We start from the raw sequence: 24039 nt of genomic DNA on the forward strand, positions 1-24039 counted from the left end.
TTGGTGAGTCGACACGCAAGCGGACGGGACTTTTTGCGCCGCTAAGGTCACAATGCCAGCAATTGCTTCGGAACTTGCTGGCATTGTTATTACTCACAATCTAGTTGCCTTTAAGCCCAGCGCTCTCACTGTTCAGGAAAGTTCACTATGTCCCACACCTCCACCATCCTTGTAGTCGAAGACGACGCCATCGTGCGCATGCTGATCGTCGATGTCCTCGAAGAGTTGGAGTTCACGGTGCTCGAAGCCGCGGATGCTGGGGAAGCACTGGCGCAGGTGCAAAATACCGACCAGATCATCGACCTGATGATGACCGACGTCGGCCTGCCCGACATGGACGGCAAACAACTGGCAACCAAAGTCCGCGAACTGCGCGCTACCCTGCCTATCCTGTTTGCCAGCGGCTATGCCGAAAACATTGATGTGCCCGCCGGTATGCAGGTGATTGGCAAGCCGTTCTCCATTGATCAATTGCGTGACAAAGTCAAATCCATGCTCTAACGCCCCTTCCTCATCGTCCTTTGCAGAGATTAACGTGACGACCGGCCAATAAAACAGGAAACTCAGCGCCTTCACGCCACGCTCTCAGATAGCACTCAGGAAGGACGCAACAACATGATTGGAAAACCGACGCGCCTGCTGTTGGCGAGCCTCTGGATACTCATGAGCTCTGGCGCCTGGGCTGACTTCACCGCAAGCCCCAGCGAAGCCAGGGCCATTGCCAAGGAAGCCTACTTGTACGGCTTCCCGGTGGTGCAGATGTACAAGACGCTCTACACCCAGGCCGTTGATAAAGGCGGTGCCCACTTCAAGGCGCCGTTTAACCGTATCGACAACGGCGCCCAGGTGCTCACCCCCAAGGACAACGCGGTTACCACCCCTAACGTCGACACGCCCTACTCGTTCGTGTGGATGGACCTGCGTAGAGAGCCGCTGGTGCTGACCCTGCCCAAGATTGAAGACAAGCGCTATTACTCGGTGCAGTTGATCGACCTCTATACGCAGAATTTTGCCTACCTGGGTACCCGCAGTACCGGCAATAACGGCGGCCACTACATGATCGCCGGGCCAGACTGGAAAGGTCAGCAGCCGGTGGACATCGACCGTGTGGTCTACAGCGAAAGCAACATCGCCTACGCCCTTTACCGCACGCAGCTGTTTGATGACAAAGACCTGGGCAAGGTCAAGCAGATCCAGAGCGGCTACAAGGTGCAGGCGCTGAGCAGTTATGTGAAGCAACCCGCGCCTGCCACTGTGCCGAAGATCCAATGGCCCAAGCCGATGGCAACCATGACCGAAGGCCCGCAGCTGTTTCGCTACCTGAACTTCATGCTGGCCTTCGCCGCGCCCCAGGACAGCGAAAAAGATCTGCTGGCACGCTTTGCCAAGATCGGTATCGCCCCAGGCGCGCCGTTCAAGGTCAAGCAGTTGACTACCGAGCAGCGCAAGGCCCTGGAGGACGGCATCGCCGATGGCCGCGCCGAATTCGCCGCGTTCAAGAAGGCCAAGGTGGATACCCACCAAGTGACCGACGCAGACCTGTACGGCAGCCGCGACCACCTGCAAAACAACTACCTGTACCGCTACGCCGGTGCCGAGCTGGGGATGTTCGGCAACTCCAGTGATGAAGCCGCGCACTTGAGCTACGTCATCGACAGCGAGGGCAAGCCGGCTAATGGTGCACGCCACAGCTACACCGTGCATTTTGCCAAGGACCAGCTGCCGCCGGCCGATGCGTTCTGGTCACTGACGATGTATGACGCAAAGACCAAATTGCTGGTGCCGAATCACAAGAAGCGCTACCTGATCAATTCGCAGATGCTGCCGACCCTCAAGCTCGATGCCGATGGTGGCTTGACCCTGGCGCTGCAGCACCACGAACCTCCCAAGGCTGAGCAGAGCAACTGGTTGCCGGCCCCGCCCGGCCCGTTCTACGCGGTGTTGCGCATTTACCTGCCCAAGCCTGAAGTCGCTGGCGGCCAGTGGAAGCTACCAGCGTTGACGCCGCTTAAATAAGCTCGGCGAAAAAAAAAGCACGGCGGGCGATGACCCGCCGTGCTTTTTTTGACTCAGTGTTTTTTCAGCTTCACGTAGGACTGGTGCAGGTCCGACGCCCAACCATCGATGACGCTTTTCACATCGTCGGCCTTCATCACTTGGGAGTCATTAGCCAGCGGCTTGCCGGTGCCTTTGCGCACCACTTGGGCCAGCACTTTATGAGTGGCGCCGTCGAGAAACTGCGCCTCGGTGCCCAGGGTGGTCTCCTGGTCGCGAATGCCGGTGCCGGTGCTCACTGCCGCAGCCACCAGGGCGACGGGAATAAATTCATAAGGCTTGAGGCTCTCGGTCTTGCTGCTCACGGCGGTAATCGCCGCCCTTACCACGATCACTCCAGGGCCAGGGGCATTGGCCACGGGCAATGACTGAGCCAGCTCGCGCTTGAGCGCCTGGTTGTAATAGTCGTTGATTCCCCGCAACGTGCTCTCTGGAATGCGGGAAGTGGCCTGGGGCTTGGGGTAAAACTGGGTGGGCTCGATGTACACCGCCGTGTAACGGTTCAAATCCAGTTGTGGATCAACCCAGCGCATCACCTCAGCCCCCGAGGGTGACTTGGCCTCCTTGAGCTGGCTGTAGTTGGAAAGAAACCCTGAATACTCATTCGGTTGCACCACCTTGCTGGCGCAACCGGCCATACCGAGCGAAGCGACGCACAGTGTGCCGATCATTAGCCTTAATTTCATTATTGAACTCCCTGGCGAGCATCATCGTAAGAACGAGTGGTAGGTATAGCCAATGTTGAGGCATCGCACCTTAATTTAGCGCCGGGTATTGATCAGAAGTGATCGTTGATCAAGGTTATTTGAACTGCTCCGGTGAATTGGCTGGCAACTGCGTATGACTCATCCGCCTTCAATGGGTAAGGTGAAGCCACACTTTTTGTCCGGAGCACCACATGCGCACCATCGGCCTTATCGGCGGCATGAGCTGGGAGTCCAGCGCCGAGTATTACCGCCTTATCAACCAGCGTGTGCGCGACCAGCTCGGCCCGCTGCGGTCGGCGCAAGTGTTGATGTACAGCGTGGATTTCGGCCCGGTGGAACAGGCTCAGCATGCCGGGCGTTGGGACGATACCGCGCTGATCCTGGAAGATGCCGCGCGACGCTTGCAGGCCGGGGGGGCTGATTGTGTGGTGCTGTGTACCAACACCATGCATTTAGTGGCACCGCGCATTGAGGCGGCAGTGTCGATTCCCTTCCTGCATATTGCCGATGCCACGGCGGCTGCGGCCCTGGAGGCCGGGACCTTGACGGTAGGCTTGTTGGGTACCGCGTTCACCATGGAGCAGGATTTCCTTAAATCGCGCCTCGCCGGCCAGGGGCTCACCGTGCTGGTGCCAGACGCGGATGAACGCAAGGCGGTGCACCGAATCATCTATGAAGAGTTGTGCGTGGGCGTCATCAGCGACGCCTCGCGCCAGGTGTATCAGCAGGCGATCCAGACTCTCGCCGCACGCGGCGCTCAGGCGATTATTCTTGGCTGCACGGAAATCTGCCTGCTGATCCAGCCCGAACACAGCGCCCTGCCGCTGCTGGACACCACCGCGTTGCACGCGCAGGCCGCGGTGGGGTTTGCCTTGCAGGGCATCTGTACCGGGCGCTGACTCTGAGGGCAATGCATGAGCCGTGTGGGAGCTGGCTTGCCTGCGATAGCGGTGGTTCAGTTGAAGATTCAGTGACTGACACTCCGCCTTCGCGGGCAAGCCCGCTCCCACAGTTTTACAGGATCAAGCCGACGTGCGCAGGCGCGCCATGCTCAGGGTGTCGACAAACATACCGTCGCGCAGGGCGTAATCGCGCAGCCGCCCTTCCACTTCGAAGCCGAACTTGCGGTACAGGTTGTGCGCAGGCTCGTTGTCGGCGTAGACCGTCAGCTCCACACGGCGCAGGTTCATCCAGTTGTCGGCCACCTCCAGCGCGGCCGCCAACAGCCGCGAACCGACACCCTTGCCCTGCCACGCGGGCGCCACGCCCATACCCAACGAACCAACGTGGCTCTGGCGTACGCGCAGGTACTGCTCAAGCCCTAATTGGCCAATCACCTCACTGCCATGCAACGCCACCAGTTGCAGGCGCCGCTCGTTATCCATCACCAGGCGCTTGCGCCACATCTCAACCGACTGAAAAGGCATTTGCAGCACCTGACGGCAAACAGCCGGTTCGTTGTATAGCGAGGCGACGCCCTCCAGGTGGGCCTCGGTAAAACGCTGGATCACGATAGACGGTTCAGGTGGGTGCATTGCATTTCATCCTTTGAAAGACAAGTGGCGGACCAGTTTAGAGGCTAAGCGCCTGGCTGACGAGTCGGGCGTTTTCTTACCAGCCAACCAGCACCATCCTGCATCTGAACGATGGCGATCCCTATGCGCAGCGCCGATACTCAGCTCAGGCCCTGCCCCGTCAACCCGACACTTCGGCCTTCACCCTGTGACGAGAACAACAAAAAAAGTCCCACAGAGGAACACCCATGAGCCGCCTTGATTACTCGGGCCTGTTGCAGGCCTTCAGCACCCTGACCCTGGACCTGCAACGCTTGGCCCAACACAAGGACATCGAACACTTCCAGTGCCATGCCCTGGCACGCGTCAGCCAATTGCTGGCCTTCGACAGTGCCTGGTGGGGGCGCTCGGCTGTCATCAACGGTCTGCCGCAAGAGCACAACAGCTACCTCTACCAGTTGCCGCCCGACTACCTGGCGGACTGGCAGTCAATCCGCCATCTGGACGTGACCGTTGCACGGGTGCATGCCGCGCCTGGCGAGGCAGTAATTATCGATATGCGCGACCCCGCCAGCGGCAGCGCCTTGAACTGGCTAGCGCAACGCCACGGCCTAGGTGAATTACTGTGTGTCATCCATATCGACCCGCAAACCCACCTCAGCCACCACCTGACGCTCTACCGCCAGCCCACTGCGCCCACGTTCAACGCGCAGGATTGCCAGTTGCTCAATAACCTGATGCTGCACCTGGTGGCGGCGGTCTCGGCAAACCAGATCCGCACCTTGGTGGCCATGCGTGAAACCCTGGCCAGCCCGCGCAATCTGGCCCTGGCGGTGTGCGACCCCCGGGGTGTGTTGCAATGCGCCGAGCGCGGTTTTGTCGACCTGCTGCTCAGCGAATGGCCGCAATGGTGTGGCCCCACCCTGCCGGTGCCGCTCGATGAGCGCGGGTATGACGGCAAGCGCATCCACATCCAGGCGTCCCCAGTGGGCGACCAATTGCTGTTGGCCGCGCGCCTCAACCGTGCCCTGCCCCAGCTCAGCCCACGGGAAAACGACGTGGCCCAAGGCTTCGGCGAGGGCAAGACCTACAAGGAAGTGGCCCGCGACCTTGGCCTTTCGCCCAATACCGTGCGCCACCATATTCGCGCCATCTACGCCAAGCTCGGCGTCAAGGACAAGGCGCGCATAGCGCACCTGGTGCACGCCCCGCCCGACTGACCCTGCCCGCTTCTCCCACGGTTTTGCCACGGTCGTTTTTTACGGTCACGGGCTGCTGTTGCCCATTTTCCGGCCTCCTCTAACACGAGACGCTTCGCCATGACTTCAACGCGCCTACGTAACCTGACAGTGCTGTGCGCCAGCCTGTTCAGCCTCGACAGCCAGGCTGCCGACCTCAACGCCCGCGATTTTTTCGCCGCCCCACCGGGCACCCGCCTGGGTGTGCTGTACCTGCCCGCCACCCGCGCCAGCGATTTCCATGGCCCCGCCGACAGCACCGGCAAGGCCGACCTCAGGGTCAACGCCGTGGCCTACCGTCAGGTGTATTTCACCGACGCCTGCGGCACGTTGTGCACGCCGCAATTCATCCTGCCCTTTGCCGACATCAGCGCACGCCTTCCCGGCGCCAACCAGCGCAGCCGCGAGCGCGGCCTGGGCGATCCACAGGTGGGCGGCACGCTGTTTTTCGTCAACGACCCGGTGACGCGCACTTACAGCGGCTTGTTGAGCCTGATCACTGTGCCGATAGGTGAGTACCACAGCCAAAACCCGGACGTGTCCCCCGGTGCCAATCGCTGGGGCGCCACCTTTGTCTACAACTACACCCACGGTATCGGTGAGAAATGGGTGCTGGAAGCCAACCTGGAAGCCCAGCTCTATGGCCGCAATGACGATTACTTCGGCAGCGAACTCAAGCAAGCCCCGCTGTATCGCCTGCAGGCTTTTGCCTCGTATGACTTCAGCTCCGCCACTTACGGCGCATTGCGCCTGATCCAGGCCGACGGTGGCGCCCTGCGCCTCAACAACCGTCGCCTCGACGATACCCACAAGCGCTACACCCAAGTCGGCTTCGAACTCGGGCACTGGCTCGACCGGCAGAACCAACTGATGGTCAGCCTTTCGCAACACGTTGCGGCTTCCAATGGTTATGCCGGCACCGAAGCGCTGTTGCGCCTCGTGCATGTGTTCTGACCCCTTTCCCTGGAGCTTGAAAATGCCCATTTCCAACCCTGCGATAACGGCACGGCTGGCGGCGATCGTACTGTTTGCCGCCATCACTCCGACCCTCCTGATGACTGCTCCCGCCGTGGCCGCGCAGTTGGCCAGCCAATGGCAACTGAGCCCGGCGCGGATTGGCGACTTGTTTTCCGTGGAACTGGGCGCCATGAGCCTGGCGACCTTGCCCGCCTGGTGGTGGCTCAAGCGGGTTGACTGGCGCACTGCCGCCCGGGTCGCCGCGCTGTTGTTCATTGCGGCCAACCTGCTGTCGATGCTCGCCGACACCTACGCCGTGCTGCTGGTGTTGCGCGGGGCCAGCGCCCTGGCCGGCGGTTCGTTGATGATCCTCTGCCTGGCCAGTGCCGCCACCACCGCCAATCCCAGCCGAGTCTATGGTTTGTGGGTGATGGGGCAGTTGATCGTCGGTGCCGTCGGCCTGGTGGTGCTGCCTGGTTTGTTCGAACGGTTTGGTTTGAATGCCTGCTACCTGATCCTGGCAGGGTTGATGGCTCTGCTGCTGCCATTGGCGCGGGCTTTTCCCGCCGGTAGCCGTGCGTTGCCCGCCAGCCACACCCCGGTCTTGCCCGGTTCACGCTGGAAAGCCGCCCTGGGGGTTGGCGCGGTCCTGGCCTTTTATATCAGCTTGGGAGGCGTCTGGACCTTTATCGGTGCCTTGGGCGCCAGTGCCGGGATTTCGGCGCAGCACAGCGGCGACATCCTCGCCATCGCCACCGTGATGGGCATTGCCGGGGCCGCGAGCGCTTCACTGATCGGGACCCGCTTGCCGCGTGGAGTGCTGTTGTTGCTGGGCTACCTGTTGATGGCGGCAGCGGTGCTTCTGTTGTTCGGCCAGCCCGCATTGCTGCGATTTGCTTTGGCGGCGCTGCTGTTCAAATTCACCTGGACCTTCATTCTGCCGCTGATCCTGGCCTGCCTGGCCGACCTTGATCACAGCGGCAAGCTGATGAACGCCTCCAACCTGGTCATCGGCGGCGGCCTGGCCATCGGCCCGGCGCTCGCTGGCCGCCTGATCGAGGCCAGCGGCGGTTTCAGCCTGTTGCTGCTTGGTGCAGCCGCTATCACCTTGCTGTCTCTGGTGATGATCGTCGCCAGCCGTCCCCATTCCCCCACTGAACTGGAACCGGTATGAACCCAACCACCGCATTTTTTTTCGACGAAATGAGCCTGTGGCACAGCGCCGGCGCCCATGCGCTGACCCTGCCCGTGGGCGGCTGGGTGCAGCCGCCGGCCGGCAGCGGGCATGCCGAGTCACCGGAGACCAAGCGCCGCCTGAAAAGCCTGTTGGATGTCTCCGGACTGAGCCGCCAACTACAACTGCATAGCGCGCCGCCCGCCAGTGAAGAGGATCTGCTGCGGGTCCACAGCCGCGCTTACCTGCAGCGTTTCAAGGCCTTGAGCGATGCGGGTGGCGGTGAGCTTGGCCCACAGGCACCGATTGGGCCGGGCAGCTTCGAAATTGCGCAACTGTCCGCCGGACTGACCCTGGCCGCCGTGGACATGGTGCTCAAGGGCCAGGCGCACAACGCCTATTCGCTGTCGCGGCCACCGGGTCATCACTGCCTGGCAGACAGTGCTATGGGCTTTTGTTTTCTGGCCAACATTGCCATTGCCATCGAGGCCGCCAAGGCCCGCAACGGTCTGGGCAAAGTCGCGGTGATCGACTGGGATGTGCACCACGGTAACGGCACGCAGTCGATCTTCGAAGAACGGGCCGATGTGTTGACGGTATCCTTGCACCAGGACGGCTGCTACCCGCCCGGTTACAGCGGCGAGCAGGATCGCGGCCGCGGGGCGGGCGTGGGGGCCAACATCAATATCCCCTTGCCGCCAGGCAGTGGCCACGCCACCTATCTACACGCCATGGAACGCATCGTAGTGCCCGCGCTGGAGCGCTTCGAGCCGGAGTTGATCATCGTCGCCTGTGGTTATGACGCCAACGCCGTCGACCCGTTGGCGCGCATGCTGTTGCACAGTGAATCGTTCCGGCTGCTGACCCGCGCCCTGCGCCTGGCCGCCGAGCGTCTGTGCCAGGGCCGCCTGGTGCTGGTACATGAAGGCGGCTACAGCGAAGCCTATGTGCCGTTCTGCGGCTTGGCGACCCTGGAGGAACTGAGCGGAGTGCGCACGGCGGTGCAAGACCCGATGCTTGAATTTGTGCAGTTGCAGCAACCCGGTGTGCAGCTACAGGGGTTTCAAGCGCAGTGGGTGGAGCGGCTGGCGCGCGGGGTCAGCGAGTAGCTGCCAGGCGCCATACCCGTGCAACGTCCGAGGCCCGCTCACGCAACAGGCGCGGCGCCTCGTGACAGGCTTGCTCCAGAGACATCGGCCCCGACGGCAAGGCGAACGCTGCATCCACACCGTGGGCGTACATCTGCTCGTAGCCGTCGCCCAAGGTGCCCGCGATCACGACCACCGGCACGCCGTGTCGCCGGGCAATGCGCGCCACGCCAAACGGAGTTTTTCCCCGCAGCGTCTGGGCGTCGAAGCGACCTTCACCGGTGATTACCAGGTCGGCGCCACGCACCGCTTCATCGAGGCCAACCAGTTCAGCGACTACCTCAACCCCTGGACGAAACTGGGCAGCGAGAAACGCCTTGGCAGCAAAGCCCAGGCCACCGGCGGCGCCGCTGCCAGGTTCGTCGCGCACATCCTTGGGCAGCACCTGAGCGCAATGGTCAGCGAAGTGCCCAAGGGCCGCGTCCAGGTGTGCCACTTGCTCGGGACTCGCGCCTTTTTGCGGGCCGAAAATCGACGAGGCACCGTGGGGGCCGCACAGGGGATTGTTGACGTCGGCGGCGATTTCAAAACGCACCTGCGCCAGGCGCGGGTCGAGTTGTTCAAGGCTGATATGGGCCAGGCGTGCCAATGCCAACCCACCCGCCGGCAGTGGCTGACGTTCGCTATCCAATAGCTGCACGCCAAGGGCCTGCATCGCTCCCGCCCCGCCATCGTTGGTGGCACTGCCGCCAATCGCCAGGATGATGCGCTGCGCCCCGGCATCCAGCGCGGCGCGGATCAACTCGCCGGTGCCATAGGTGGTACTGGAACAGGCGTCGCGCTGCCCCGGCGCGACGAGTTGCAGGCCGCTGGCCTCGGCCATCTCGATCATCGCGGTATGGCTGTCGGCCAACCAGCCCCAACGTGCTTCGACGCTGTCGCCCAGCGGGCCTCGGACTGTTTGCCGACGTAATTGCCCCTTACACGCGGCGAGCACCGCATCCACCGTGCCTTCACCGCCATCGGCCATCGGGCATTGAAGCACGTGCGCATCCGGCCAGACCTCGGCCCACCCCTCGGCAATCGCCTGGGCGACGCCTGCGGCACTCAGGCTGTCTTTGAACGAGTCAGGGGCGATCACGATTTTCATGGACGTTCTCCGGTTTTTATAACGCCCATGCTGCCAGTTGGCAGGGGCAATGACGCGGGGCCGATGCACAAGTGTGGGGCGGGTTTGTTGTTCATTTCTACAATGCCCCCTGTAGGAGCGAGCTTGCTCGCGCCTACAGGGGGTGGGGCAGCAGTTGTACGCCCAGGTACAAGGCAAGCATCCCATCTAGCGTCAGCGGGTCTACGCCGCTGAGTTCGGCTATGCGTTCCATGCGGTAGCGCAGGCTGTTGCGGTGAATGCCCAAGGCGTCGGCACACGCCTGGCTTTGCCCGTCGTGCTCGCACCAACTGCGCAACGTGGCGAGCAGTTGCCCGTTGCTGTCCTTGGCCAACACCTTGCGCAACGGGTTGAGCAATTCGTCCAGGGCGTCGTCGTTGCGATGACGCCAAAGCATGACCGGCAGGCGATAACGGTTGAGGGTCAACAGGCGTGATTGCGGCAGGATATCGCGGCCATAAGCCAGCAGATCTCCTACCCGGCGGTAACAGCGGCGCAGCCCCGCCAAGCCCTCCGCTTGCCCGCCGATGGCAATGCGCTGGATGTTCCAACCCAGGCCCTCGAGCTTTTCCAGCAAGCGGGGGTTATCGACCTGCACCGCAGCAGGTCGGCACCACAGCAAGGAAAACTGCGCGGAGCTGACGCACCAACTGTCCGGGTAGCGGCTGGCAAGCCAGGTGCTCAGGGCCTCCGCCGTTTGGCCCGGGCCCAGTTCAAACAGGTACGGCGTGCGCGCCAGTTGTGGCTTGAGCCCCAATTGCTGGGCTTCGTCCACCAAGCGCGGGGAGTCGCCACTGTCGGCCAACAGCAGGGCCAGCAGATCATCGCAACGCTGGCGCCGCCATTGTTGCTCGGCCTGCTGGTGGCGTTGGCTGACCAGCATTTCAGCGGTCATACGCACCAGTTCGGCGTAGGTGCGTAACCCATCTGGTTCTCCGGTGATACCCAGCACGCCAATCAGGCGCTGATCATGCAACAGCGGGAGGTTGATGCCGGGTTGCACACCCTTGAGATGCTTGGCGGTCTGCCCGTCGATTTCCACCACACGCCCATTGGCCAACACCAATTGCGCACCTTCATGGCGTGTGTTGATACGCTCCGGCTCGCCGCTGCCCAGGATCAAGCCCTGGCTGTCCATGACATTGACGTTATAGGGCAGGATTGCCATGGTGCGATCGACAATCTCCTGCGCCAGGGCATGATCCAGCTCGAACATGGGGCTAATTTCCTAAAAAAGGTTGTTCACCGGCACAGCGCAAAGGCAGCTTGACTGTGCGCCAGCACAAAGACAGCTGCCCGTCACGTCACCGAGACTGTCAGGGCGGTCAACGTTACCCTCGCACCGCGAAAAATCATAATAAAGAGAGAATCCCATGTCACAGAGCGCCACTGCCGCACTGGCCAGCGATGACGATAAGAACGCCATCTACAAGCGCATCACCCTGCGCCTGATCCCCTTCATCTTTATCTGCTATCTGTTCAATTACCTCGACCGGGTAAACGTTGGCTTTGCCAAGCTGCAGATGCTCGATGCGTTGAAATTCAGTGAAACCGTGTACGGCCTGGGGGCCGGGATTTTCTTTATCGGCTACGTGCTGTGCGGCGTGCCGAGTAACCTGGCGCTGACCCGGTTTGGCCCGCGGCGCTGGATCGCATTGATGATGATCGTGTGGGGTACGCTCTCCACATGCCTGCTGTTTGTGACCACACCCACCCATTTCTACACCCTGCGCCTGCTCACCGGTGCCGCTGAAGCCGGCTTCTTCCCCGGTGTGGTGTTGTACCTTTCGCAGTGGTTCCCGACCTTCCGCCGTGGGCGAATCATGGCACTGTTCATGTCGGCGATCCCGGTGTCCGGTTTGCTCGGCAGCCCGTTTTCCGGCTGGATTCTCAATCACTTTGCCGCAGGCCAAGGTGGCTTGGCGGGCTGGCAGTGGATGTTCCTGCTGCAAGGCATCCCGACCGTGATCCTCGGCGCCCTCGCCTATTTCCTGCTCAGTGACAGTTTCGCCAACGCCAAGTGGCTCAAGCCCCATGAGCGTGCGGTACTGGAAGCTGACCAGGCCACAGACCTGGCAAACAAGCCGAAAACCACCAGCGACTCCCTGGCCCAAGTGTTCAAGAACCCGGCGATCTGGGCATTCGGCCTGATCTACTTCTGCATCCAGAGTGGCGTGTATGCGATCAACTTCTGGCTGCCGTCGATCATCAAGAACATGGGTTTCAGCGACAACCTGGTGATTGGCTGGCTCAGCGCGATTCCGTATCTGTTGGCGGCAGTGTTCATGCTGCTGGTGGGCCGCTCTGCCGATTTGCGCAAGGAGCGCCGCTGGCATTTGGTGGTACCGATGTTGATGGGCGCCATTGGCCTGGTGATCGCCGTTAACTTCGCCACCACCCCCGCTATCGCCATTCTCGGCCTGACCATCGCCACCATGGGCGCCCTCACCGGCCTGCCGATGTTCTGGCCGGTGCCCACCGCGATGCTCAGCGCGGGTGCGGCGGCGGGTGGCTTGGCGTTGATCAACTCCATGGGGCAGATGGCGGGGTTTCTCAGCCCCTATATCGTGGGTTTTGTGAAGGATGCTACCGGCTCTACGGATGTGGCGTTGTACCTGCTGGCGGCGGTGATTGTGAGCGGCAGTGTTCTGGCATTGCGGATGACGCGCACGCTCAAGGCCTGACGCCTTCAACGTGGGAGGGATCTGCTCCCTCCCACTTGGCCATGTATTTACAACAGGCCGCCACCGTCGATATCAACCACCGCACCGGTCATAAAGCCATTTTCCATGGCCAGTACATACCCCGCCGCCACTTCTTCAGCCTGCCCCACCCGCCCAACCGGCAACCCTTGGCCCGCCTTGGCAAACATTGCCAAACGTTGCTCTTGGCCAAGCCCTGCATAGGCCGGTGTGTCTATCACCCCTGGGCTGATCACATTGACTCGACGCGGCGCCAGTTCTTTGGCCAGTTGCTTGCCCAAGGCCTCGGTCGCAGCGTTAATGCCCGTCTTGATGAACTGCCCTGCCGCCAACTTGCGCCCCAACTGGCCCGAGGTCAGGGTGATGCTGCCCTGCTCGTGCAAAAACGGCAGCGCGTGTTGAATGGCGCGTAGTGCGCCCCAGAGCTTTACATCGAAGTTGTCCCGGGCTTCATCCAGGTCTGTTTCGATCAAAGGCTTGGCGCGCACCGAAGGCCCCGAGGTGTAGACAAGATGGTCAAAGCGCCCCACGGTTTCGAACAACTGCTTTAACGAGGCGCTGTCGGTGACGTCCACCGGCTCGTTGCGCAGCCCGCTGTCGGAACCTGGCGCCAAGCGGCGCCCGGCCACGATCACATGCGCGCCTCGCGCCAAGGCTGCCTGGGCAACTGCCGCGCCGATACCGCTGCTGCCACCGATGACGATGATGGTTTTACCGCTCAGAGAAGAGGTCATGAGAAAACTACCTGGGTCAGAAAGTGAACGTTCATCTTCCCAGCTTGGTAATCGATGAAAAATCCGGGTAAAACGACAAGATCTTTAAAGGATTTTTATCAATGAGCTCGATTCTCGACCTTGAAGTCTTCGTGCGCAGCGCCGACACCGGTAGCCTGACGGCCGCCGCCCGTGGCCTGGGCCTCACGCCAGCGGCCGCGAGTATCGCCCTCAAGCGCCTTGAAACCCGTCTCGGCATCCGCCTGCTTGCCCGCTCCACCCGCAGCATGCGCCTGACCGAAGAAGGCCGGCGTTATCTGGACAGCGTGCGGGTAGCGCTGGAAGCCCTGTCCGAAGGCGAACATGCCATCAAGCAACAAGGCCAAAGCCTCAGTGGTTTATTGCAATTGGCCGCTCCCTCGGACTTCGGTCGCAATGTGCTGTTGGGCTGGTTGGATGAGTTCAAGCTGGAGCACCCCACTATCCGTCTGCAACTGTTGCTCAACGACAGCAATGCCGATTTGTTTCGCGACACTGTCGACATCGCCTTGCGCTTTGGCGTGCCGAGAGACTCCAGCCTGGTGGCCCTGCCGGTGGTACCCGATCACCATCGCATTGCCTGCGCCAGCCCCGACTACTTGGCGCGCCACGGCACCCCGCATACGCCCGAAGACTTGGCCCACCACAGCACGCTGCGCTACATGCGCCGGGGCCAGGCCAATAGCACCTGGTATTTCCGCCAGGGGACCTTGCTCCAGGAGGTTGAAGTGAGCGGTGACTATCTCAGCGACGATGGCGAGATTGTCCGCCGCTGGGCGTTGGCGGGGCATGGCATTGCCTATAAAGCCAACCTGGACGTGGCCCGTGATATCCAGGCTGGGCGGCTGGTGCCCCTGCTACTCGACTGGCAAGGCGAACCCACGCCATTCAACCTGATGTGCCCTCACCGCCTGCAAGTGTCAGAACGCGTGAAAGTGCTGCATCGTTTTTTACAGGCCCGTTGCGAGACTTTGCTACGCGCATGAACAAATCCGCTCAGGGCTTGTTCCAGAGCGCTCGGGTCTGGTATTGCATGACTCACGTTTACCTGCCATGAGGAGCTTTGCATGATTTACCGTACATTGGGTCAGTCCGGGTTAAAGGTCAGCGCTCTGACCCTCGGCACCATGATGTTTGGCGAGCAGACCAGTACCGAAGACTCGCTGCGCATCATCGACAAGGCCTGGGACCAGGGCATCAACTTCATCGATACAGCTGACGTGTATACAGGCGGACGCTCCGAGGAAATCGTCGGCGAGGCGATTGCACGCAACCGCCAGGATTGGGTGGTGGCCTCCAAGGTCGGCTTCGGCCCTACCGACGGCGTGCCCAACCGCAGCGGTTTGAGCCGCAAGCGTCTGTTCAACGCGCTGGACGCCAGCCTGGCACGCCTGGATACCGACTACCTGGACATCTACTACCTGCACCGCGAAGACCACCACACGCCGTTGGAAGTGACCGTATCCGCCATCGGCGACCTGATCCGCCAGGGCAAAGTCCGCTACTGGGGCCTGTCCAACTACCGAGGCTGGCGCATCGCTGAAGTGATTCGCGTGGCTGAACGCCTGGGCGTGGATAAACCCATTATCAGCCAGCCGCTGTACAACATCGTCAACCGTCAGGCCGAGGTCGAACAGATCACCGCTGCAGCGGCCTACGGCCTGGGTGTGGTGCCTTACAGCCCGCTGGCCCGAGGGGTCCTTAGCGGCAAGTACGCCCCGGACGTCACGCCCGAGCCCGGCAGCCGTGCCGCGCGCCAGGACAAGCGCATCCTGGAAACCGAGTGGCGGGTTGAATCACTGCGCATTGCCCAGCAGATCCAGCAATACACTCAAGGGCGTGGCGTGGGGATCGTCGAGTTCGCAATCGCCTGGGTGCTGAACAATGCGGCGGTGAGCTCGGCGATTGTCGGGCCGCGAACCGAGGCGCAGTGGGACGCCTACACCGGAGCGCTGGCGGTGAAGATCAGCGCTGAGGACGAGGCGTTCATTGATTCGTTGGTTACGCCAGGGCATTCGTCCTCGCCGGGGTTCAACGATGTCGGGCATTTTGTATCCGGTCGATTGGCACGCCTGTAGACTACCCGCGCAATAATTGGCTTTCGCGAGGGCAGCGTGTCTAAAGGTGTTGTGTTATCGGTCTTGGCCTCGGTGTTGTTTGCCGTGATGTATTACTTCACATCACTGCTTACGCCCCTGAGTGGCCTGGAGATTTTCGGCTGGCGCATGCTGCTCACCGTGCCCTGCATGACGGTGTTCATGCTCGTCAGCGGCGAGTGGCGCAGGGTCTGGGAACTGCTGCGCATGCTGGCGGCCAAGCCACGGCTGGTCGGCGGCGTACTGGTGTCGTCGGCCTTGCTCGGCGTGCAGTTGTGGTTGTTCATGTGGGCGCCGCTCAATGGGCGCAGCCTGGACGTGTCCGTGGGGTATTTTCTGCTGCCGTTGACCATGGTGCTCACCGGGCGCCTGGTCTACGGCGAGCGCCTGTCGCGGCTGCAACAGATTGCTGTGGTGTTTGCCGCGCTGGGTGTGCTGAATGAGCTGTATCAGGCCGGTGGTTTTTCCTGGGCAACACTGGTAGTGATCATCGGCTACCCGGTGTACTTCGTGGTGCGTAAATACCTGACCACTGATCATCTGGGAGGGCTGTGGCTGGATATGGCGTTGATGCTGCCGGTGGCCTGGTGGTTTGTACAAAGCGGCGAACAAGGCTTTGCCGTACTGGATGGGCATCCAAAGCTCTATGCATTGATTCCCATGCTGGGCCTTATCAGTGCCTCGGCGCTGGTGAGTTACATCATTGCCAGTCGCTTGTTGGCGTTCAGCCTGTTCGGGCTGCTGAGCTATGTGGAGCCGGTATTGCTGCTCGCGGTGGCGTTGCTGTTGGGCGAAGGGATCGAGGGCGGACAGTGGCTGACCTATATTCCGATCTGGCTGGCGGTGATGGTGCTGGTGTATGAGGGATTCAAGCATTTGGTGCGTCAGCGCCGGGCTTGATGGGAGGCTGAGAGTGGATGTCGGCTGTGGGGGCGTCCGTACCCCTCTGTCAATTGAGTCAGGTCCTGACTTCGGTTGTCGGCACATCAGGTGTTCCGGCAACTTGTTCAATGACGTTGGCGGTATCTTCCAACCTCTCTCGCCACTTACCGTAATAGGGGATGTTGTGTTGAGCTTGGTTGCCTGCGCTTTCCAGCTTGGCATCCATCTCTTTCTGATCGACACCAAACAGCTTGCCGATACGGTTGTCGCGGTTCAATTCAAGCAACGTTCCTTTGACGGGGTCTTTCGCGATGGTTTCGATGGAGTGGGATATGTCTTCAGGAACACCCAGCGCTTTCAACGCGGTGGCGAGGCCATGCCCAGGACTTCTGAGTTGCTTCAGGAATTCGTCGTAAAGACCGTTTAGATTATTGGCATCCACATTGTCCAAGGAAACACTGGCTATTTTTTTGCGGAACGCATTGAACGTCATGGGTTCAAGCGGTTTGTTTTCGTTCAACCCATTTTGAACGAAATAAAATCTGCGCTTCTTGGCGTCCTTTTTTTGTCCCTCGCCGTACAAGTTTCCATAAGCGTCGTAACTATAGACGATGGCTTCTCCATCTGGCCGATATCCGACATAAAACGCCTTGCCATCAGGTTCCAGTTTATAGAGCTGTGTTCGCACCAGCCCGTCGACCTGAACCGGAGGGATCGAAGTGTCCTTGTTTAAACGCTCGAAGATATTCCCCTTTTCATAACCAAAACTTCCTACCACTGCATTGCTATCGCCATCAGCGAACATGCCAAATTTCTGGTTGACCCGCTCCTCCTGCTTGGGCGCTTGATCATTGGCAAAATGCTTCGTAAATCGCTTGCGCTCAATCGGATCATTGGCCACGTCTTTGAGCCAGTCCGTCATCTGCTGCGCATTATCGAACTCATGAAACGAGGTCACGTCGTCTTCCGGCATGTACAGGACGAAATTAGGCCCCTCTTCTGTAAGCGGCACCCGCTTGATCATTATCAGGTCGTTGGACTGAACACCATCAACGGCAAATGTCGAGACCTGCACCCCTGGACTTCCCGGTTTGTTGGGTGACAGCGCGGCCTCCGTCAGTTGATGCGCTTTGGCGGTGAGTGTGTTGCCCAAATACTCGGTTTCACTGTCATCGAGAAACTTTTTACGCGCCTGATCGACTGGGTCTGCATTACCGGCTGAGCGAACATTGCGCACAGGCCCTATCTGCTCGGTTGATGTAGATGGGCCAATCGGGCGTTGAAGGGGAGGAGAATTCACATTCATAAGAGGGCCTCTTGATATTGGACACGCAGAAATTGTCTGCGCCCTACCCTCTGAGTGATATTTCAAGAAACGTCTGTTCCCAATAAACCACAGGCCATTTGCAACACGCTGCATCAGGCACAAAACAGCCCGGTAAAAACCGGGCTGTTTTGCTTTAGCCTGTCGATCAATCGGCGGTCAGCACACCACGACGCACCTGGTCGCGCTCGATCGACTCGAACAGCGCCTTGAAGTTGCCCTCTCCAAACCCATCGTCGCCTTTACGCTGGATGAATTCGAAGAACACCGGGCCCATCAGGGTTTCCGAGAAGATCTGCAGCAGCAGGCGCTTGTCACCGGCAACCGACGAGCCGTCCAGCAGGATGCCGCGCGATTGCAATTGATCCACTGGCTCGCCATGGTTCGGCAGGCGACCTTCGAGCATTTCGTAGTAAGTGTCTGGCGGCGCGGTCATAAAGCGCATGCCGATCTTCTTCAGCGCGTCCCAGGTCTTGATCAGGTCGTCGGTGAGGAACGCTACGTGCTGGATCCCCTCGCCATTGAACTGCATCAGGAACTCTTCGATCTGCCCGGCGCCCTTGGACGACTCTTCGTTCAACGGGATCCGGATCTGGCCGTCCGGCGCGCTCATGGCCTTGGAGGTCAGGCCGGTGTACTCGCCCTTGATATCGAAATAACGCGCTTCACGGAAGTTGAACAGCTTCTCGTAGAAATTGGCCCAATAGATCATGCGCCCGCGATAGACGTTGTGGGTCAGGTGGTCGATGACCTTCAGGCCAGCGCCTACCGGATGGCGGTCAACGCCTTCAAGGTAGACGAAGTCGATGTCGTAGATCGAGTTGCCTTCGCCGAAACGGTCGATCAGGTACAACGGCGAACCGCCAATGCCTTTGATCGCCGGCAGGTTCAATTCCATCGGGCCGGTGTCGATGTGGATCGGCTGGGCGCCCAGTTCCAGGGCGCGCTTGTAAGCCTGCTGCGAGTCCTTGACCCGGAACGCCATGCCGCACACCGACGGGCCGTGCTCGGCCGCGAAGTAGGAAGCGAGGCTGTCGGGTTCGTTGTTGAGGATCAGGTTGATCTCGCCCTGGCGATACAGGTGCACGTTCTTGGAACGGTGGGTGGCCACTTTGGTGAAGCCCATGATCTCGAAGATCGGCTCCAGGGTGCCCGGGGTCGGCGAGGCGAATTCGATGAATTCAAAGCCCATCAGGCCCATTGGGTTTGCATGTTGGTCGGTCATGTTCGGTGCCTCATCATTCTTGTAGGTAGCAATTGTTTAGTTGCGAGCAAGGATGAGGCTGGAGGGTGGCGCACAAGAAAGGCCTCGCACGCTGCGGGCGAGAAAGTCACCAAAGATGAGGGGGGAGCCAAGTAGCTTCATGGTGTCATCAGTCTCTGACGGCCGAGGCTTGCGTGAGCGCAAGTCCATATTCTTGTATGCGTAAACTGATTCTACACAGCGTAACCGGGTTTGTCCGTAGTCTTATCAAATCCCCATTACCCTGCCCTGCGCAAGGGGTTTGTTACACAGGTAGATGCCCAGCAGGATGACCGCACCCCCCACCCACATCGTCATCGTCAGCGGTTCGTCCAGCAGCACCGCGCCGCAAATGACCGCCGTCAATGGGTTGAGCGCGATGAACACTCCGGACCGTGTGGCGCCTATGCGACGAATGCCATCGTAATAGCCGATATACGCCAGCGCCGAACCCATCACGCCCAGGTACATCAGGCTGAGCAGTTGCGGCAGATCAATAGCGTGCAGCCCTGCCATGGTCACGCTGGGTGAAACCAGCGCCGTAACGCTTAGCATCAGCGTGCCCAGCAGCACCGACCAGGTCACGGTCTGCAACGGCCCCAGGCTCTGATTGAGCCCACGGGAGAACAGCGTGTAAACGCCCCACCCCGCCACGCAACCGAGGATCAGCAGGTCACCGGCCCAGGCCATGGTCGCGCCCTGCAATGCCTGGGGATTGCGACTGATGATGACGGTCGCCGCGCCTGCCAGGCACAACGCGATACCGATACATTTGATGCGGCCCAGGCGCTCCTTGAACAACCACCAGGACGCCAGGCCGATCACCGCCGGGTTCAACGCGACAATCAACGAGGCGCGTGACGCATTGGTGTACTGCAGCCCATAAAAGAAGCACAGGTTGTAAAAGAAAATCCCAAAGAACCCCAACACCGCCAATTGGCCCCATTGGCGCGTGCTGGGGCGCACCAGGGCCGTGCGCGAAACGACCATGTACAGCAGCAATGCAGCGCTGGCCAAGGTGAAACGCAGAGTGGCGGCCAGCAACGGGTGGACCTGATCAGCCAGGTAGCGCCCTGCGACAAAGGTGCCGCCCCAGATCATGGTGACAGCGGCAAGCTTCAGATAAGTGAGGCCATCGGCGACGTGACGCATAAGGCGGTGCTCAGGTGAGGGACGAATGGGCGTATTCTTTGGCTAATCACTCCTCATCGTAAAATGAGCCTTTACTCATGACCCTGACCCAACTGGAAATCTTTTCTCTGGTGGCCGAACTGCAAGGTTTTACCAGTGCGGCGCATCGCCTGGGTATCAGCCAGTCGGCGGTGTCCCACGCGATCAAGGCCTTGGAGCAGGAACTGGGGGTGGAGTTGTTTCGGCGCCATCAGACGGCGGTGGAACTGAGCGAAATCGGCGCACAATTGCTGGGACGCGCCCGGGCCATGCTGGGGCTGGCCAACACCTTGCAGCAGGAAGCGGCGGATGCACGCGGCATGAAGCGTGGCACGCTGCGTATCGGCTCGTTCGGGCCGACGGCGTCGGTTCGGTTGTTGCCGCCTATCCTCAGGCGCTTTCGCCAGGTTTATCCGGGTATTGAAGTGCATGTGGATGAAGGGCCTGATCGCCAGGTCATTCAGTGGCTGGATGAGCGCCGGGTGGATATCGGTTTTGTGGTGCTGGAGCAGGAACGCTTCGATACGGTCGCGTTGCTGGAAGATCAACTGGTGGCGCTGCTACCGGCCGGGCACCGGTTGGCCGCCCTTGAGGCCGTGCCCCTGCAAGCGCTCTGCGATGAACCCTTTATTCTGACTGAAGCCGGCTCGTCGGAGCTGGTGATGCGCTTGTTCAGTCAAGCCCGATTGCAGCCCAAAGTCCGGTACCGCTGTGCGCAGTTGCTCAGTACGTTGGAGGCGGTCAGTCGGGGCGATGGTTTGAGTGTGGTTGCGCAGGCCTCCTTGCCGGAACATAGCGACTGGCGTTATGTGGCGTTGCCATTGGCGCCGCAGGTCCCACGCCGGATCGGACTGGCGGTGCTGGATCGACGACAGTCCTCCCCGGCTACCCTGGCATTCATCGAGCTGGCGCAAGGGTTGTACCCCTCGCTCACTTAGTGACCTGGCTATGCGCAGCGTCCTCTCATGCGTCGCACCCTACATAGTCACCCAACGTAGTGAAACGCAGCGTCGGCGACACCCTCCACACTCTGTACTTCAACGGACTTTGCGGGTTCGGGCGGGGGCGGTGCCTGATCCCCGCCACCACTGACCGAACGGCGAGGTCAACCCGCTTGAAACAAGTGAGCAGGCCTGCGTAATGCCATCTATCATCGGCTTATCTCACTCTTTTTCTCGCGACTGACTGCCCCTATGCCCCTGACTGTCAAAGGCCCACGAAGCCGAGCCGCACGCTATTTCATCAGTGCAACCAGCGGCGTGTTGCCCATCTTGCTGGGGGTTGTGATTCTGTACTGGCAAGCCGAGCGCACCCTTGAGCAAAGCACGGCGCAAACCGCTCAAGAAGCGGTCCGCCAGTTCGACCTGATGCTCGACAATACCGCCATCGCTGCCCAGGCTTTGCTGCCGCTGGCCGGTAAACCTTGTGACAGCAGCGCCAAGTTGGCGCTACGTGAACAAGTCACGCGCCGGCCGTTTGTGCGGGCCACGACGCTGTCCTGGCAGAAAAACATCTATTGCAGCTCGTTGTTTGGCGGTCGCTACCAATCGCCCCGTCAACCCGGACGACTATGTGGATGGGCGCCTGTGGTTGATGAAAGGTAACCCCGTTACACCCGATACCGCCCTGCTGGTGTACCGCCTGGTGGAAGGCGATCAAGGCGCGTTTGCCTCGGTTGACGGTTACCACCTCACCAACGCCTTGCGCTTGATCAGCCGTTACGCGTACTTGGTATTGCAAGTCGGCCCGAACTGGCTGGGGGCCGACGGCAAGGTGCATCAAGGCGCGTTGCCGGTATTTGCCGTGGCCCCACAACGCCTGGCTTCCGAGCGCTATCGCTACAGTGTCGAGGCCGGGATGCCCGAGGGTGAAGTCTGGCGCTACATGCAGGCGCGGTATCCGGCGCTGTTCAGCCTGGTGGTGTTTTTCGGCATATTGGCGGGGCTGCTCGCTCACTGGCTGCAAAAACGCTCGTCCGCGCCAACCCACGAGTTACAACGCGCCTTGGGCGCCAATGAGTTCATCCCGTATTTCCAACCGGTGGTACGGGGTGACACACGCCAATGGGCCGGCTGTGAGGTGCTGATGCGCTGGAGGCATCCCAAAGAAGGCCTGGTGCGCCCGGACCTGTTTATTCCCCTGGCCGAAGACTCTGGCCTGATCGTGCCGATGACCCGCGCCCTGCTGCGCCAGACCGCCGCGCAACTGGCGCCCCATGCCGCACGTTTCAGCCCCGGCTTTCATATCGGCGTGAACATCACTGCACGCCATTGCCAGGACATGGCGCTGGTGCAGGACTGCCAGGAATTTCTGGCCGCGTTCCCACCCGGCCAGGTCACCCTGGTGCTGGAGCTGACTGAGCGGGAGCTGATCGAACCCACCGAGACCACCCGTCGGCTGTTCGAGGCCCTGCATCAACTGGGCGTCATGATCGCCATTGATGACTTCGGCACCGGCCACTCCAGCTTGGGCTATTTGCGCAATTTCAATGTCGACTACTTGAAGATCGATCAAAGCTTTGTCGCCATGATCGGTGCAGATGCGCTGTCGCGGCATATTCTCGACAGCATCATAGAGTTGTCGGTCAAGCTGGATCTAGGCATTGTTGCCGAAGGTGTAGAAACAGCCCAACAGTGTGAATACCTCGTGGCCCAAGGCGTGGATTTCCTACAGGGTTACCTGTTTGGCCGACCATTACCCTGCGATGAATTCATTAAATCCTTGGGGATCGTTGAATAGCCTTGCGCGGTCTACGATGAAAGATTGGTCTTTCTTTAAAAGACATGATTTACTCGGAATGAATTAACTACTACAATTTTTTCTGCCTGTGCAGAACTCGCAGAAGGGTCTTTTTCGTTGACGTGGCTTAACGTTCTTGGCTTATAGCTTTGTCTGCAGTTGATATCCGCAACTACATTATTGGAGTACAGATTTTGTCCAGACTCGCCGAATTTCGCGCAGCAGAAAAAGCCCTTCAAGAGCAGCTTGCACAGCTGGAATCTTTGAAGAATGACGCTGGCTTGAAGAAAGAAATCGAATTCGAAGAAAAGCTCAAGACGCTGATGGGCAAATACGACAAAAGCCTGCGCGACGTGATCGCTATCCTCGACCCAGCGCCACGCAAAGGCGGCGCGCCGGCCGCCGCCGCGCCAAAACAGCGCCGCGCACGGGTGGTCAAGGTTTACCACAACCCGCATACCGGCGAGCTGATCGAGACCAAAGGTGGCAACCACCGCGGCCTTAAAGCCTGGAAAGAACAGTACGGCGCTGCCACTGTAGATTCCTGGCTTCGCGGCTGAAACATGTACTAAAAAAAAGCCCCGCATACGCGGGGCTTTTTTTGCTCTAGCGGTTCGGAATCGAATTTAACTTAGCGTTCACATTGTTCACATTCGCTCAGCTTGAGCGGGTCAAAGTTTCAGACTGTTACGCACCGAACTGATTTCCTCCTTGCTCGCCTCGTACGCTTGCGCTTGGCCCGCGTATGAAAATACATAGGCCTTATCGACATCCAGCGCACCGACTAATGTTTGCGACAATACGTGTCGACCGTTCTCGGTAATCACACAGGTAGTTTCCAGCGCGTCAAGCCGACTCAATGTCGTGGGGTGCATTTTGCTGCACACGCTTTGATAACCGCCACGGGCAAAGTCTTTCTGGATCGACTTGCGCATCTCCAGCAACACGCCGGGAAGATTAACTTTATGGCCGGTTTCTATCGGCGTCCCGGTCAACTCCATCACCATCAACGTGGCGCCATTTTCATCATTCTTGATCGCTCGCTGCCGGGACACTGCTTGGGGTTTGGCAGGGAGTTCGCCGTCAGGCACGACTTCTTCGACCTGCCAACCGCTGGGCCAATGGACCTGCGGGTCAGCTGCCAGCACAAACGGGCTGCCCAACAACACGCACACAGCACTCAACAGCGGCCTACGAAACTCGATCATTGCAAAAAACACCCAAGGTTCC

General features: G+C 60.2%; 22 protein-coding genes and 1 pseudogene. 14 read left to right on the plus strand and 9 right to left on the minus strand.

All coding sequences use genetic code 11. The annotated features are described in order from the left end of the window. The first annotated feature begins 147 nt into the window (after positions 1-147). Together AB4P90_RS14565 and AB4P90_RS14570 are read left to right on the plus strand one after the other, a co-directional pair. Positions 148-501: a response regulator gene (locus AB4P90_RS14565; protein WP_014718487.1), complete on the plus strand. Its 354-nt coding sequence runs from the start codon at positions 148-150 to the stop codon at positions 499-501. 114 nt (positions 502-615) lie between these two features. Beyond that, positions 616-2016 carry a DUF1254 domain-containing protein gene (locus AB4P90_RS14570; RefSeq protein WP_103451360.1) on the plus strand — a complete coding sequence of 467 codons (1401 nt, stop codon included), beginning with the start codon at positions 616-618 and terminating at the stop codon, positions 2014-2016. Positions 2017-2069: 53 nt separating this feature from the next. On the opposite strand, the gene AB4P90_RS14575 is transcribed toward AB4P90_RS14570, so the two are convergent. Continuing rightward, positions 2070-2741, minus strand: coding sequence for a DUF3313 domain-containing protein (locus tag AB4P90_RS14575; RefSeq protein WP_014718489.1), 672 nt, complete (start codon positions 2739-2741; stop codon positions 2070-2072). Between the two features lie 212 nt (positions 2742-2953). Here AB4P90_RS14575 and AB4P90_RS14580 point away from each other — a divergent pair, with 212 nt between their 5' ends. Next, positions 2954-3661 (plus strand): aspartate/glutamate racemase family protein, encoded by a 708-nt coding sequence (locus tag AB4P90_RS14580; protein ID WP_032903051.1) that lies wholly within the window; start codon positions 2954-2956, stop codon positions 3659-3661. Between the two features lie 123 nt (positions 3662-3784). On the opposite strand, the gene AB4P90_RS14585 is transcribed toward AB4P90_RS14580, so the two are convergent. After that, a complete protein-coding gene (locus tag AB4P90_RS14585; RefSeq protein WP_014718491.1) occupies positions 3785-4297 on the minus strand; it encodes a GNAT family N-acetyltransferase in 513 nt (170 codons plus the stop codon). A gap of 227 nt (positions 4298-4524) precedes the next feature. On the opposite strand from AB4P90_RS14585, the gene AB4P90_RS14590 reads away from it, so the two are divergent. The 4 genes from AB4P90_RS14590 to AB4P90_RS14605 all read left to right on the plus strand — a co-directional run bounded on the left by AB4P90_RS14590 (position 4525) and on the right by AB4P90_RS14605 (position 8754). Beyond that, positions 4525-5496, plus strand: coding sequence for a helix-turn-helix transcriptional regulator (locus AB4P90_RS14590; RefSeq protein ID WP_106111159.1), 972 nt, complete (start codon positions 4525-4527; stop codon positions 5494-5496). A 99-nt stretch (positions 5497-5595) separates the two neighbouring features. Next, the gene (locus AB4P90_RS14595; protein ID WP_191948712.1) at positions 5596-6468 is read left to right on the plus strand and encodes a transporter; all 873 of its coding nucleotides are present in this window, start codon (positions 5596-5598) and stop codon (positions 6466-6468) included. Between the two features lie 22 nt (positions 6469-6490). Next, complete coding sequence (locus AB4P90_RS14600; protein ID WP_395606071.1) at positions 6491-7645, plus strand: MFS transporter; 1155 nt, start codon at positions 6491-6493, stop codon at positions 7643-7645. Then, positions 7642-8754: a class II histone deacetylase gene (locus AB4P90_RS14605; RefSeq protein ID WP_073452450.1), complete on the plus strand. Its 1113-nt coding sequence runs from the start codon at positions 7642-7644 to the stop codon at positions 8752-8754. Before AB4P90_RS14600 ends, AB4P90_RS14605 begins: the two co-directional genes overlap by 4 nt. Here the strand turns inward: AB4P90_RS14605 and AB4P90_RS14610 are convergent. Continuing rightward, positions 8744-9883 (minus strand): glycerate kinase, encoded by a 1140-nt coding sequence (locus AB4P90_RS14610; protein WP_019817067.1) that lies wholly within the window; start codon positions 9881-9883, stop codon positions 8744-8746. The genes AB4P90_RS14605 and AB4P90_RS14610 overlap by 11 nt on opposite strands. 133 nt (positions 9884-10016) lie before the next feature. Continuing rightward, positions 10017-11117, minus strand: coding sequence for a sugar diacid recognition domain-containing protein (locus AB4P90_RS14615; protein WP_014718497.1), 1101 nt, complete (start codon positions 11115-11117; stop codon positions 10017-10019). A gap of 157 nt (positions 11118-11274) precedes the next feature. On the opposite strand from AB4P90_RS14615, the gene AB4P90_RS14620 reads away from it, so the two are divergent. Further along, on the plus strand, positions 11275-12585 hold the full coding sequence (locus AB4P90_RS14620) for an MFS transporter (protein WP_014718498.1): 1311 nt from the start codon (positions 11275-11277) through the stop codon (positions 12583-12585). Positions 12586-12632: 47 nt separating this feature from the next. Here the strand turns inward: AB4P90_RS14620 and AB4P90_RS14625 are convergent, their stop codons facing one another. Beyond that, positions 12633-13337, minus strand: coding sequence for an SDR family oxidoreductase (locus AB4P90_RS14625; RefSeq protein WP_014718499.1), 705 nt, complete (start codon positions 13335-13337; stop codon positions 12633-12635). Between the two features lie 101 nt (positions 13338-13438). On the opposite strand from AB4P90_RS14625, the gene AB4P90_RS14630 reads away from it, so the two are divergent. From AB4P90_RS14630 to rarD, 3 genes are all read left to right on the plus strand, one after another. After that, positions 13439-14341, plus strand: coding sequence for a LysR family transcriptional regulator (locus AB4P90_RS14630; protein ID WP_014718500.1), 903 nt, complete (start codon positions 13439-13441; stop codon positions 14339-14341). 81 nt (positions 14342-14422) lie between these two features. Then, positions 14423-15433, plus strand: a complete 1011-nt coding sequence (locus AB4P90_RS14635) for an aldo/keto reductase (protein ID WP_014718501.1) — start codon at positions 14423-14425, stop codon at positions 15431-15433. Positions 15434-15469: 36 nt separating this feature from the next. Beyond that, a complete protein-coding gene (rarD, locus tag AB4P90_RS14640) occupies positions 15470-16351 on the plus strand; it encodes an EamA family transporter RarD (RefSeq protein ID WP_014718502.1) in 882 nt (293 codons plus the stop codon). A 58-nt stretch (positions 16352-16409) separates the two neighbouring features. Here rarD and AB4P90_RS14645 read toward each other — a convergent pair whose 3' ends face one another. The 3 genes from AB4P90_RS14645 to AB4P90_RS14655 all read right to left on the minus strand — a co-directional run bounded on the left by AB4P90_RS14645 (position 16410) and on the right by AB4P90_RS14655 (position 20052). Then, positions 16410-17570, minus strand: coding sequence for a dermonecrotic toxin domain-containing protein (locus AB4P90_RS14645; RefSeq protein ID WP_395606100.1), 1161 nt, complete (start codon positions 17568-17570; stop codon positions 16410-16412). Positions 17571-17805: 235 nt separating this feature from the next. Next, positions 17806-18882: a 4-hydroxyphenylpyruvate dioxygenase gene (gene hppD, locus AB4P90_RS14650; RefSeq protein WP_014718504.1), complete on the minus strand. Its 1077-nt coding sequence runs from the start codon at positions 18880-18882 to the stop codon at positions 17806-17808. A gap of 246 nt (positions 18883-19128) precedes the next feature. After that, the gene (locus AB4P90_RS14655; protein WP_288855428.1) at positions 19129-20052 is read right to left on the minus strand and encodes a DMT family transporter; all 924 of its coding nucleotides are present in this window, start codon (positions 20050-20052) and stop codon (positions 19129-19131) included. Between the two features lie 77 nt (positions 20053-20129). Between AB4P90_RS14655 and AB4P90_RS14660 the strand changes: the two genes are divergently transcribed. The 3 genes and pseudogenes from AB4P90_RS14660 to AB4P90_RS14670 all read left to right on the plus strand — a co-directional run bounded on the left by AB4P90_RS14660 (position 20130) and on the right by AB4P90_RS14670 (position 23369). Then, positions 20130-21008, plus strand: coding sequence for a LysR family transcriptional regulator (locus AB4P90_RS14660; protein ID WP_014718506.1), 879 nt, complete (start codon positions 20130-20132; stop codon positions 21006-21008). Between the two features lie 255 nt (positions 21009-21263). Beyond that, positions 21264-22809 (plus strand): annotated as a pseudogene (locus AB4P90_RS14665) (EAL domain-containing protein). A 194-nt stretch (positions 22810-23003) separates the two neighbouring features. After that, entirely contained in the window at positions 23004-23369 is a 366-nt protein-coding gene (locus AB4P90_RS14670) for a histone-like nucleoid-structuring protein, MvaT/MvaU family (protein ID WP_014718508.1), read from the plus strand. Positions 23370-23480: 111 nt separating this feature from the next. Here the strand turns inward: AB4P90_RS14670 and AB4P90_RS14675 are convergent, their stop codons facing one another. Further along, a complete protein-coding gene (locus tag AB4P90_RS14675; protein WP_032872390.1) occupies positions 23481-24017 on the minus strand; it encodes a DUF4946 domain-containing protein in 537 nt (178 codons plus the stop codon). Between the last annotated feature and the right edge of the window lie 22 nt (positions 24018-24039).

Origin of the sequence: Pseudomonas sp. B16120, assembly GCF_044218845.1 — a bacterium.
GTDB lineage: Bacteria > Pseudomonadota > Gammaproteobacteria > Pseudomonadales > Pseudomonadaceae > Aquipseudomonas > Aquipseudomonas paracarnis.

Excerpts from the sequence above, each read along its gene's own strand:
- AB4P90_RS14565 (WP_014718487.1), top strand. The coding sequence starts at position 148 with ATGTCCCACACCTCCACCATCCTTGTAGTCGAAGACGACGCCATCGTG.
- AB4P90_RS14570 (WP_103451360.1), top strand. The coding sequence starts at position 616 with ATGATTGGAAAACCGACGCGCCTGCTGTTGGCGAGCCTCTGGATACTC.
- AB4P90_RS14575 (WP_014718489.1), bottom strand. The coding sequence starts at position 2,741 with ATGAAATTAAGGCTAATGATCGGCACACTGTGCGTCGCTTCGCTCGGT.
- AB4P90_RS14580 (WP_032903051.1), top strand. The coding sequence starts at position 2,954 with ATGCGCACCATCGGCCTTATCGGCGGCATGAGCTGGGAGTCCAGCGCC.
- AB4P90_RS14585 (WP_014718491.1), bottom strand. The coding sequence starts at position 4,297 with ATGCACCCACCTGAACCGTCTATCGTGATCCAGCGTTTTACCGAGGCC.
- AB4P90_RS14590 (WP_106111159.1), top strand. The coding sequence starts at position 4,525 with ATGAGCCGCCTTGATTACTCGGGCCTGTTGCAGGCCTTCAGCACCCTG.
- AB4P90_RS14595 (WP_191948712.1), top strand. The coding sequence starts at position 5,596 with ATGACTTCAACGCGCCTACGTAACCTGACAGTGCTGTGCGCCAGCCTG.
- AB4P90_RS14600 (WP_395606071.1), top strand. The coding sequence starts at position 6,491 with ATGCCCATTTCCAACCCTGCGATAACGGCACGGCTGGCGGCGATCGTA.
- AB4P90_RS14605 (WP_073452450.1), top strand. The coding sequence starts at position 7,642 with ATGAACCCAACCACCGCATTTTTTTTCGACGAAATGAGCCTGTGGCAC.
- AB4P90_RS14610 (WP_019817067.1), bottom strand. The coding sequence starts at position 9,883 with ATGAAAATCGTGATCGCCCCTGACTCGTTCAAAGACAGCCTGAGTGCC.
- AB4P90_RS14615 (WP_014718497.1), bottom strand. The coding sequence starts at position 11,117 with ATGTTCGAGCTGGATCATGCCCTGGCGCAGGAGATTGTCGATCGCACC.
- AB4P90_RS14620 (WP_014718498.1), top strand. The coding sequence starts at position 11,275 with ATGTCACAGAGCGCCACTGCCGCACTGGCCAGCGATGACGATAAGAAC.
- AB4P90_RS14625 (WP_014718499.1), bottom strand. The coding sequence starts at position 13,337 with ATGACCTCTTCTCTGAGCGGTAAAACCATCATCGTCATCGGTGGCAGC.
- AB4P90_RS14630 (WP_014718500.1), top strand. The coding sequence starts at position 13,439 with ATGAGCTCGATTCTCGACCTTGAAGTCTTCGTGCGCAGCGCCGACACC.
- AB4P90_RS14635 (WP_014718501.1), top strand. The coding sequence starts at position 14,423 with ATGATTTACCGTACATTGGGTCAGTCCGGGTTAAAGGTCAGCGCTCTG.
- hppD (WP_014718504.1), bottom strand. The coding sequence starts at position 18,882 with ATGACCGACCAACATGCAAACCCAATGGGCCTGATGGGCTTTGAATTC.
- AB4P90_RS14655 (WP_288855428.1), bottom strand. The coding sequence starts at position 20,052 with ATGCGTCACGTCGCCGATGGCCTCACTTATCTGAAGCTTGCCGCTGTC.
- AB4P90_RS14660 (WP_014718506.1), top strand. The coding sequence starts at position 20,130 with ATGACCCTGACCCAACTGGAAATCTTTTCTCTGGTGGCCGAACTGCAA.
- AB4P90_RS14675 (WP_032872390.1), bottom strand. The coding sequence starts at position 24,017 with ATGATCGAGTTTCGTAGGCCGCTGTTGAGTGCTGTGTGCGTGTTGTTG.